Genomic DNA, 10,391 nt, shown 5'->3' with positions numbered 1-10,391 from the left:
CGGGGAGGGTGGTGGTCCAGAGAGAGACGCCGTCGCGGTCGCGGAGGTGGACGGTGAGGTCGCCCGACGCGCCGTCGATCGCGACCTCGCCGAAATGCTGGAAGCCCTCCGCCGGCGAGGTGTTGGCCCGGGGCGGGGCGTGGGTGAACACGGCCTGCGGACCGAACGTGCCGTCCAGGGCGTTCGGGCCGAACGCGCCGGCGTGGGCCGGGCCGGAGACGAACTCCCAGAACGGGGTGAAGTCGCGCACCGCCGCCCGCGCCGGGTCGTAGTGGTGCGCCGCGGCGTAGTGCACGTCCGCGGTGAGGAAGACGATGCCGGTCACCCCGGCCCGGTGGGCTGCGCCCAGCACCTCGGCGAATTCCAGCTCACGCCCGGCCGGCGCCCCCGGATCGCCCTGCGCCACCCCCTCCTGGGCGCCCGGACCGTCCGGCACCACGAGCCCGAGCGGCAGGTCGTTCGCGATCACCTTCCAGGTCGCCCGGGACCGGCTCAGCTCCCGGATCAGCCACTGCCGCTGCTCCCGCCCGAGCAGGCCGCGGTTCCGGTCGGCGTAGGTGTTGCCGTCGTTCGGGTCCTTGTAGGTCCGCATGTCGAGCACGAAGACGTCCAGCAGCGGGCCGTACGACAGCCGCCGGTACATCGGCCCGCCGTCCGGGACGGGCAGCCACTCGTGGAACGCCTGCCGGGCCCGGGCGGCCAGCACGTCCACCCGCCGCTCGGTGTACCGGGCATCGTCCAGGATCTCCCCCGGGTACCAGTTGTTGAGCACCTCGTGGTCGTCCCACTGGTTGACCTGCGGCACCTCGGCGGCGAACGCCCGCAGGTGCTCGTCGAGCAGGTTGTAGGCGAACTGCCCCCGGTACTCGGTCAGGGTCTCGGCGACCTTGGTCTTCTCCGGCGTCACCAGGTTGCGCCAGATCCGGCCGTCGGGCAGCGACACGCTCTCGCCGAGCGGGCCGTCGGCGTACACGGTGTCGCCGCTGCACAGGAAGAAGTCCGGCCGGACGGCGCTCATCGACCGGAAGATGCTCATCCCGCCGAAGTCCGGGCTGATCCCCCAGCCCTGCCCGACGATGTCACCGGTCCAGACGAACCGCACGTCGCGGCGGTCATGATGCCCCGGGGCGGTGGTGAACGCCCCGACCAGCGGCTCGCTGGCCACGCCGTGCCGGTCCAGGTCCGTCACCCGCACCCGGTAGTGCAGCCGCTCGCCCGCCGGCAGCCCGCGCAGCCGCACCCGGCCGGTGAAGTCCGTCGACGGGTCCAGCACCGGGCCGCGCAGCAGCCGGGCGCCGCGCAGGTCGGGGCGGCGGCTCACCTCGACGACCATCCGGCCCGGCCGGTCGGCACGGGTCCAGACCAGCGCCGATTCGGCGGTCACGTCGCCGCTCTGCACGCCGTGGGTGAGCACCGGACGGCCGGACGGGCGCCAGGCCGGCGCGGCGCCGGCCGGGCCACCGCCGAGGAGGCCAGCGCCGGCCAGTCCGGCGCCCGTCGCCAGTCCGGCCCGCAGCAGGGTACGTCGATCGAGAGCAGTCATCTGTCCCCTCCGATGGAAGTCGGTCACCAGTGGTCTACCGGGCGCAGATGAGGTGTTCCGGCGGTGCGGGTGGCCGGCGGGGGAACCGCGGCTGACCACTGGTGGACCGCCGGGGCATGACCACCGTCACAGCCGTCCGCTGTCACGTCGGCGGCGCGGTCTCCCGTCGTACGCGTGTAGCCGTTATCGAGGGAGGCCGGAAATGAGTCGGATCGACATGGCGGCCGTCGTGCCGCAGGCGTACCAGGCGGTGTTCGGGCTGGAGAAGTACGTCCAGGCCAACGTCGACCACACGGTGCTGGAGCTGGTGAAGCTGCGGGCGTCGATGCTCAACGGCTGTGCGTTCTGCGTGGACATGCACAGCCGGGACGCGCTGGCCGCGGGCGAGTCCAGCCGGCGGCTCTTCGCGGTCGCCGCCTGGCGGGAGGCGCCGTTCTTCGACGAGCGGGAGCGGACCGCGCTGGCGCTGACCGACGCGGTCACCCGGCTCGGCGAGCACGGCGTGCCGGACGAGGTCTGGGACGCCGCCGCCAAGGTGTGGTCGGAGAAGGAGCTGGCGGATCTGGTCGTCGCGATCGCCACAATCAACGTGTGGAACCGGATCGCGGTGACCAGCCAGGCGCAGCCGCCGACCGAGGTGTGACCGGCACCTCGGCAGCGCAGGCGGCCGGTGCGCTTCAGGCGCACCGGCCGATGCTGCTCGGGTTGGCGTACCGGCTGCTGGGCAGCCTGCACGACGCGGAGGACGTGCTCCAGGAGGCGTACCTGCGCTGGCTCGACGTCGACCGGGAGTCGGTCGCCGAGCCGCGCCGGTACCTGTCCCGGGTGGTGACCCGGCTGGCGCTGGACCGGCTGCGCACCCGGCAGGCCGCCCGGGAGACGTACGTCGGGCCGTGGCTGCCCGAACCGGTGCCGACCGGCGCGGCGGAGCCGTTCGGGCCGCTGGACAGTGCCGAGCTGCGGGACTCGGTGTCGGTCGCGCTGCTGCACCTGCTGGAACGGCTCACCCCGCCGGAGCGCGCGGTCTACGTGCTGCACACCGCGTTCGCCCTGCCGTACGCGGAGATCGGCGACATCCTGGACCGGTCGGCGGCCGACTGCCGGCAGCTGCACCACCGGGCGGTCGCCCGGATCGCCGACGGCCGGCGGCGCTTCACCGCCGGCCCGGCCGAGCAGCAGCGGCTGCTGGACGCCTTCCTGGCCGCCGCCCGCGACGGCGACCTGGCCCGGCTGACCGAGCTGGTGGCGTCCGACGCGGTCTCCTGGAACGACGGGGGCGGCGCCGTCCGTGCGGCGCGCAACCCGGTGCGCGGCGCGGACCGGATCGCCCGCTTCTTCGCTGGCGTCTACGGCCGGCCCCGCAGTATCGAGGCGGCCCTCACCGAGCTGAACGGCGGGCCGGCGCTGGTGCACCGCTGGCCCGACGGGACTCGCTACACGCTGGCGATCGCGGCCGCGGACGGCCGAATCACGGACCTCTACCTGATCGGCAACCCGGCTAAGTTGTCCCGGCTGTCCGGCTGAGCACACGGGACGGCCCCGACCCCCGGGACCGGGGGCGGGGCCGACGCGCTCAGACCAGCTCGGGGAACCAGAGGGCGAGCTCGCGCTTGGCGCTGTCCGTCGAGTCGGACGCGTGCACCAGGTTCTCCCGGTTGGACAGGGAGAGGTCGCCCCGGATGGTGCCAGCGGCGGCCCTGCGGCCGTCGGTGCTGCCGAGCATGCCGCGCACCACCTCGATCACCTGGTCGCCGGAGAGCACCAGGGCGACCAGCGGGCCGCCGGTCATGAAGGCCTTCAGCGGCGGGTAGAACGGCTTGTCGACGTGCTCGGCGTAGTGCTGGTCGGCGAAGTCGCCGTCCATCGTCCGCGTCACCATCGCGTCGATCCGCAGGCCCTTGCGCTCGAAGCGGGACACGATCTCGCCGACCAGACCGCGGCGGACCGCGTCGGGCTTGATCAGTACGAGCGTGCGCTCATCCGGGCTGCTGCTGGACACGCTGGGTTCCTCCTGTGCGCGGAAGCCGGTCTGGCTGGGTAGGTTCAGCCTAGCGACCTGGTCCCGGCGGCGGCGCGGCGGCTGCTCTTCCCCTCGGTCGCCGCTGCGGCCTAGCCTGGCCTAGACCCCTGGGAGGTCCACTGTGGCGAACGGCGGGAACCGACCCATCGCGCCGGTGCGCAAGCTGATCGGCGCGGTGCTCGGCACCGTGGCGACCTTCGTCGTGCTGTTCGGACTGGGGATGACCAGCTGGGCCATCGTGGCCCTCGGCGTCGCGCTGCTGGTGCTGGCGATCGCCCTGGCCACGGTACGCGGGGGCGGGCGCACCTGGGTGGTCGGCGTCGGGCACGTGCACAGCGCCTCCGAGCCCCCCACCCAGTACGCCTTCGGCCGCTGCGAGCTCCAGCTGGTGATCGACGCCCCCGGGCTGCCGCCCCGGTCCAAGAAGATCATCGAACCCCGGGTGCCGGTCGCCAAGTGGCCGTCGCTGGGCCAGCCGCTGCCCATCCGGGTCGCCCTGGACGACCAGCGGCACGTCCGCGTCCTCTGGGACGAGGTGCCCACCCACGCCGAGACGACCGCCGCGACGGCGGACCTCCCGCCGGAGTACGCGGGCCCCGACCCGGTCGACGAGGTGCTGATCGCGCAGGAGGCGCCGCCGTGGGCCGACCGCGCCCCGGAGGACGACTTCCGCGACGACTTCCCACCCGCGCCGGATCCGCTCCTCGACGACGGCACCGTGCTGCCCGAGGAACGCGAACCGGTGGTGGTGCACCAGCGCCCGGGCGGCCAGGTGGTGCTGGAGGGCACGGTGGTCGAGCAGCCGGCGGCCGGGCCGCTGCCCCGCCGGGCGACCCCCGCGCCGCGCCCGCCCGCCGAGGAGCGGTTCGACGCGACGGTGCCGGTGGACCCGATCGACGTGCCGCTGGACCCGATCGACCTGCCGCTGGACGATCCGGCGCCGGGGGCGCCCCCGACCGCGGAGGAGCTGGACGAGGCCATCTTCGGGTACGCGGGCGACGACGACGCCGAGGTGGCCACCCCGATCAGCGGCATCGGCATCACCCTGCTGGTGACCGACCTGGCCCGGTCGCTGGGGTTCTACCGGGACCTCGGCTTCGACGAGGTGGACCGGGGCTCCGGCAACGCCGTCCTCTCCTCCGGTGCCACCCGCCTCGTGCTGCGTGAGATCACCGAAGCGGCCCCGATCAGCCGGCGGCTGGTCCACGTCAACCTCGAGGTCGCCGACATCCAGGCCGCGTACGAGCGGCTGCGCGGCTCCGGCGTCCGCTTCACGTACGCCCCGCGGGTGGTCAACCGGGGCGCGAAGCTGGAGGTGTGGGCGGCGGCGTTCCGCGACCCGGACGGGCACGGCATCGCCCTCACCCAGTGGCGGACCCTCGCCGACGCGTGACGGCGGGGCCGGGCGCCTGACGGCACCCGGCCCGCGGCTCAGCCGAGGATGACCCGGCGGACGTGCAGGGCGTAGGCCCACACCAGGGCGAAGATGACGCCCAGCACCAGCAGCGACCAGTGCAGCAGGCCCGAGAGCATCAGCAGGCCCTGCACCACGGTGCCCGCGTGCCAGGCCCACGGCCGCCCCATCCGGCCGGCCAGCACCACGCAGGCCACGGCCAGCGCCACGATCACGGCGATGGCGGCGCCGCCGAGGTCCCCGCCGACCACCCGGATCGGCTGGATGGCGAGCAGCAGCACCAGGGCCTCCAGGGCCAGCGTGCCGGCGCCGAGCCCGCGTACTGCCTTCTCCGGGTTCCGCAGCCCGGACCGCCGCTCCCCCGGCTCACCGGCCACCGGACCGCCACCGGCCTCCTCCGGCTCCGGCCCGCCGGCGGCCGGCGTCGAGCCCGGCCGCCCACGGGGGTCGGCCGCCGCGTCGGTCCGCGGTCCGGCGTCCGGCCTCGGCACGACCTCCTCGGGGCGCTCCCCCATCGGGCCGGTCATCGCTTCAGCAGCCGGCGGGCGTCGGCCACGGTCACCACCGACCCGGTGATCAGCACACCGACCCCGGAGAGCTCACCGGGCACGTCGGACTCGGCCTCGGCGATCGCCGCCTCGATGGCGTCCGGCATCTCCTCGGCGACCTCCACCCGCTCCGACCCGAAGACCTCCCGGGCCAGCTCGGCCAGCTCCTCCACCGGCATCGCCCGGGGCGAGCTGTTGCCGGTGACCACCAGCGAGTCGAGCACCGGCTCCAGCAGCTCCAGCAGACTGGCGGCGTCCTTGTCGCCGAGCACGGCCAGCACGCCGACCAGCTTGCTGAACGCGAACTCCTCCTGCAGCGCGGTGACCGTGGCCGCCATCCCGTGCGGGTTGTGCGCGCCGTCGAGCAGGACCGTCGGGGCGCTGCGGACCTTCTCCAGCCGGCCGGGCGAGCTGGTCGCGGCGAAGCCCTCCCGGACGGCCTCGATGTCGAGCTGCCGCTTGGCGCCGGCGCCCAGGAACGCCTCGACGGCGGCGAGCGCCACGGCGGCGTTCTGTGCCTGGTGCGCGCCGTGCAGCGGGATGAAGATCTCGTCGTACACCCCGCCGAGGCCCTGGATGGCGAGCACCTGACCGCCGACCGCGACCGAGCGGCGGAGCACGCCGAACTCCGCGCCCTCCCGCGCCAGGGTGGCGCCCACCTCGGCGCAGCGCTCCAGGATCGGCCGGGCGGCCTCCTCCTCCTGCGCGGCACAGATGACGGTCGCGCCGGAGTGGATGATGCCCGCCTTGTGCAGCGCGATGTCCTCGATGGTGTCGCCGAGCCACTCGGTGTGATCCAGCCCGATCGGGGTGAGCACGGCCACCCCGGCCTGGATCACGTTGGTGGCGTCCTCGGCGCCGCCGAGCCCGACCTCGACCACCGCGACGTCGACCGGCGCGTCGGCGAACGTGGCGAACGCCAGCGCGGTGGTCAGGTCGAAGTAGGTCAGCGGTTCGGCGGAGCGCTGGTCGACCAGCTCGGCCAGCGGCTCCACCTCCCGGTACGTGGCGACGAAGCGCTCCTCGCTGACCGGCTCCCCGTCCAGGCTGATCCGCTCGCGGACGGTCTCCAGGTGAGGGCTGGTGTAGCGCCCGGTGTGCAGCCCGAAGGCCCGCAACAGCGAGTCGATCATCCGGGCCGTCGAGGTCTTCCCGTTGGTCCCGGTCAGGTGGATCGACGGGTACGCCCGCTGCGGGCTGCCGAGCAGGTCGAGCAGCATCTCGATGCGCTCCAGCTCGAAATGCATGCGGGTGAAGCCACGGGCGGCCAGGGCGGCGTCGACGGCGGCGAATTCGGTGCGGTCGGTCACGAGGGCAGCGCCTCCAGGGCAGCGTCGATCCGGATCAGGTCGGCCTCGGCCACGGCGAGCCGTTCGCGGATCTTCGCCACCACCGGCTCCGGGGCCTTCCCGACGAAGGCCGGGTTGTCCAGCTTCGCCCGGGCCTGCGCGGCCTCCTTCTCGGCGGCCGTCCGGTCCTTGGTGAGCCGGGCCCGCTCGGCGGCCACGTCGATCGAGCCACGGGTGTCCAGCGCGACGCTGACCTCCCCGGGCATGGCGAGGGTGGCGCTGGCCTGGAAGTCCTCGGCGGGCGCGTCGAGCCGGACCAGCGACCGGATCAGCGACTCGTGCGCGGCGATGCCCGCCGGCGCGAGGCCGTCCAGCCGGGCCGCGACCCGCTGGGTCGGCCGCAGCCCCTGGTCGGACCGGAACCGGCGGATCTCGGTCACCACCCGCTGGAGGGTGGCGACCTCGACTTCCGCGGCGTCGTCGACCAGCGTACGGTCGGCCAGCGGCCAGGCGGCCGTCAGGACCGTCTCACCGCCGGTCAGCGCGGACCACAGCTCGTCGGTGACGAACGGGATCACCGGGTGCAGCAGCCGCAGCAGCTGGTCCAGCACGTGCCCGAGCACCCGCCGGGTGGCGGCGGCGGCCGGGCCACCCTCGGCGAGCACCGGCTTGCTCAGCTCCACGTACCAGTCGCAGACGTCGTCCCAGGCGAAGTGGTACAGCAGGTCGCAGACCTTCGCGAACTCGTACGCCTCGAACTGCTCGTCCACCTCGGCGGTGACGTGCGCCAGCCGGGACAGGATCCACCGGTCGACGGTCGACAGGGTGCCGGCCGCCGGCAGCGGACCGTCGATGTGCGCGCCGTTGAGCAGCGCGAACCGGGTGGCGTTCCAGAGCTTGTTGGAGAAGTTGCGGGAGCCCTGGCACCACTCCTCGCTCACCGGCACGTCCTGCCCGGGGTTGGCGCCCCGGGCGAGGGTGAACCGGGTGGCGTCGGCGCCGAACCGGTCGATCCAGTCCAGCGGGTCGACTACGTTGCCGAACGACTTCGACATCTTCTTGCCGTGCTCGTCGCGGACCATGCCGTGCAGGGCGACCACGTCGAACGGCTGGACGCCGTCCATCGCGTACAGGCCGAACATCATCATCCGGGCGACCCAGAAGAAGAGGATGTCGTACCCGGTGACCAGCACGCTGGTCGGGTAGAACTTCGCCAGGTCCTGGGTCTGCTCGGGCCAGCCCAGGGTGGAGAACGGCCACAGGCCGCTGGAGAACCAGGTGTCGAGGACGTCCTCGTCCTGGCGCCAGCCCGCGCCGGTGGGCGGCTGCTCGTCGGGGCCGACGCAGACGATCTCGCCGTCCGGGCCGTACCAGACCGGGATCCGGTGGCCCCACCAGAGCTGCCGGGAGATGCACCAGTCGTGCATGTTGTCGACCCAGGCGAAGTACCGCTTGGCCAGCTCGGCCGGCTCGATCCGGACCCGGCCGTCGCGCACCGCGTCGCCGGCCGCCTTGGCCAGCGGACCGGTGTTGACGAACCACTGCAACGACAACCGCGGCTCCACGGTCGTCTTGCACCGGGAGCAGTGCCCCACCGCGTGCACGTACGGCCGCTTCTCGGCCACGATCCGGCCCTGCTCGCGCAGCGCGGCGACGATCGCCGGGCGGGCCTCGTAGCGGTCCAACCCCTCGAACGGGCCGGGCGCGGTGATGATCCCGCGCTCGTCCATGATCGTCAGGGCGGGCAGGTCGTGCCGCTGGCCGATCTCGAAGTCGTTGGGGTCGTGCGCCGGGGTCACCTTCACCATGCCGGTGCCGAAGCTCGGGTCGACGTGCTCGTCGGCGACGATCGGGATCCGCCGGTCGGTGAGCGGCACGGCCACCTCGGTGCCGATCAGGTGCCGGTACCGCTCGTCGTCGGGGTGCACCGCCACCGCGGTGTCGCCGAGCATCGTCTCCGCCCGGGTGGTGGCCACCACCACGTCGTCGCTGTAGCGGATCGAGATGAGCTCACCCTCGTCCTCGGTGTGCTCCACCTCGATGTCGGACAGGGCGGTCAGGCAGCGCGGACACCAGTTGATGATCCGGTTGGCCCGGTAGATGAGCCCGTCGTCGAAGAGCTTCTTGAACATGGTCTGCACGGCCCGGGACAGGCCCTCGTCCATGGTGAAGCGCTCACGGTCCCAGTCCACGGCGTCGCCGAGCCGGCGCATCTGGCCGAGGATCGCGCCGCCGGACTCCGCCTTCCACTGCCAGACCCGCTCGACGAACTTCTCCCGGCCCAGGTCGTGCCGGGACAGGCCCTCGGTCGCGAGCTGCCGCTCGACCAGGTTCTGGGTGGCGATGCCGGCGTGGTCCATGCCGGGCAGCCAGAGCGCCTCGAAGCCCTGCATCTTCTTCCGCCGGGTGAGGGCGTCCATCAGCGTGTGCTCGAACGCGTGGCCCATGTGCAGCGAGCCGGTGACGTTCGGGGGCGGGATGACGATGGTGAAGGGGGGCTTGTCGCTCTCCGCCGACGCCCGGAAGTGGCCGCCGGCTACCCACTGCTCGTACCGTCGCTGCTCTACCTCGCCGGGCTGGTACTGGCCGGCAAGGGTCGGGGCGTCGGGGCGTCGGGCATCCAGTCTCTCGGTCACCCTGAAAGTCTACGGAGCGCTTCGGCGGACCCGACGTGCGCCACCTGTTGTTCGCGTACGGTGGCGGACATGTCCGACGCACATCTCACCGAGCGGCCGCTCGGCGACGGGCCCGAACCGGTCGACCTGACCGACGAGCCGATCCAGCTGAGCCGCCGCGACCCGGAAAGCAGCCCTGAGCGGGCCGGTGCGCCGTCCCGTCGCCGGCGCCTGGTGCTCGCCGTCGCGCTGGTGGCCGGGCTCGCGGGGCTCGGGGCGCTCGGCGCCGGCGGCTGGCGGGTGTTTCAGCAGAAGGACACCGACCTGTCGACCCCGGTGAAGGTGGCCGGACTCACCCGCGACGACAGCGAGCGGGCGCGGAGCACCGCCGACTACCTGCGGGACGGCTTCGCCGCCGACATTGAGCTGGACAAGAGCGTCGGCACCGTCTACAGCGATCCGGCGGACGCGAGAAGGGCGGTGCTCGTCTTCGGCGGCACCACCCTGCTCTGGCAGCCGGAGCGGGATCTGGACAGCCTGTTCGGCCTGATGGCCGACGAGACCGGCAAGGTCACCGGGCTGCGGGAGGTCGACGCCGGCCGGCTGGGCGGCGTGATGAAGTGCGGTACGACCAGCGGCGACGGCGGCGACTTCGCGGTGTGCGGCTGGGCCGACCACGGCAGCGTGGTGATGGCAATGTTCCCGGGACGTCCCGTCGGCCAGGCCGCCGGCCTGTTCCGTCAGCTCCGCGAGGGCATACAGACCCGTTGACCGGTTTTCGGGGCACGGCGCCGGCTCGCCAGCGGCGTGCCCTTCGTCCGGTGGCACGGATTTGGGGCCGGAAACGCAGATGAGGTCACCCCGAAGGGTGACCTCATCTGGAAAGATTGTCCGGCGGTGTCCTACTCTCCCACACCCTCCCGAGTGCAGTACCATCGGCGCTGGAGGGCTTAGCTTCCGGG

At 73.2% G+C, this 10,391-nt stretch carries 9 protein-coding genes and 1 rRNA gene; 4 read left to right on the top strand and 6 right to left on the bottom strand.

What is annotated here, in order from left to right; all coding sequences use genetic code 11:
- Positions 1–1,543: alkaline phosphatase D family protein (locus DKT69_RS28765; RefSeq protein WP_109804603.1), on the bottom strand; the 1,543-nt coding region annotated here is incomplete at its 3' end.
- Positions 1,544–1,745: 202 nt separating this feature from the next.
- On the opposite strand from DKT69_RS28765, the gene DKT69_RS28760 reads away from it, so the two are divergent.
- A complete protein-coding gene (locus DKT69_RS28760) occupies positions 1,746–2,186 on the top strand; it encodes a carboxymuconolactone decarboxylase family protein (RefSeq protein WP_109804602.1) in 441 nt (146 codons plus the stop codon).
- Positions 2,135–3,067: an RNA polymerase sigma factor SigJ gene (gene sigJ / locus DKT69_RS28755; RefSeq protein WP_368666284.1), complete on the top strand. Its 933-nt coding sequence runs from the start codon at positions 2,135–2,137 to the stop codon at positions 3,065–3,067. Before DKT69_RS28760 ends, sigJ begins: the two co-directional genes overlap by 52 nt.
- A gap of 49 nt (positions 3,068–3,116) precedes the next feature.
- Here sigJ and ndk read toward each other — a convergent pair whose 3' ends face one another.
- On the bottom strand, positions 3,117–3,542 hold the full coding sequence (gene ndk / locus DKT69_RS28750) for a nucleoside-diphosphate kinase (protein ID WP_109804601.1): 426 nt from the start codon (positions 3,540–3,542) through the stop codon (positions 3,117–3,119).
- Positions 3,543–3,684: 142 nt separating this feature from the next.
- On the opposite strand from ndk, the gene DKT69_RS28745 reads away from it, so the two are divergent.
- On the top strand, positions 3,685–4,956 hold the full coding sequence (locus DKT69_RS28745) for a VOC family protein (RefSeq protein WP_109804600.1): 1,272 nt from the start codon (positions 3,685–3,687) through the stop codon (positions 4,954–4,956).
- A gap of 38 nt (positions 4,957–4,994) precedes the next feature.
- Here the strand turns inward: DKT69_RS28745 and DKT69_RS28740 are convergent, their stop codons facing one another.
- Genes DKT69_RS28740 through DKT69_RS28730 form a run of 3 tightly spaced genes read right to left on the bottom strand, consistent with a single transcriptional unit; the run spans position 4,995 to position 9,450 of the window.
- On the bottom strand, positions 4,995–5,504 hold the full coding sequence (locus DKT69_RS28740; RefSeq protein WP_236648417.1) for a DUF4233 domain-containing protein: 510 nt from the start codon (positions 5,502–5,504) through the stop codon (positions 4,995–4,997).
- Complete coding sequence (locus DKT69_RS28735) at positions 5,501–6,835, bottom strand: bifunctional folylpolyglutamate synthase/dihydrofolate synthase (protein WP_109804599.1); 1,335 nt, start codon at positions 6,833–6,835, stop codon at positions 5,501–5,503. The genes DKT69_RS28740 and DKT69_RS28735 overlap by 4 nt, the downstream gene beginning before the upstream one ends.
- Positions 6,832–9,450: a valine--tRNA ligase gene (locus tag DKT69_RS28730; protein WP_109804598.1), complete on the bottom strand. Its 2,619-nt coding sequence runs from the start codon at positions 9,448–9,450 to the stop codon at positions 6,832–6,834. The genes DKT69_RS28735 and DKT69_RS28730 overlap by 4 nt, the downstream gene beginning before the upstream one ends.
- A gap of 69 nt (positions 9,451–9,519) precedes the next feature.
- On the opposite strand from DKT69_RS28730, the gene DKT69_RS28725 reads away from it, so the two are divergent.
- Complete coding sequence (locus DKT69_RS28725; RefSeq protein WP_109804604.1) at positions 9,520–10,200, top strand: hypothetical protein; 681 nt, start codon at positions 9,520–9,522, stop codon at positions 10,198–10,200.
- Between the two features lie 118 nt (positions 10,201–10,318).
- Here DKT69_RS28725 and rrf read toward each other — a convergent pair.
- Positions 10,319–10,391, bottom strand: a 5S ribosomal RNA gene (gene rrf / locus DKT69_RS41485); the annotation flags it as partial.

It is taken from the genome of Micromonospora sicca (assembly GCF_003172935.1).
GTDB classification, from domain to species: Bacteria; Actinomycetota; Actinomycetes; order Mycobacteriales; family Micromonosporaceae; genus Micromonospora; species Micromonospora sicca.
This window is presented reverse-complemented; position numbering and strand designations above follow the sequence as displayed.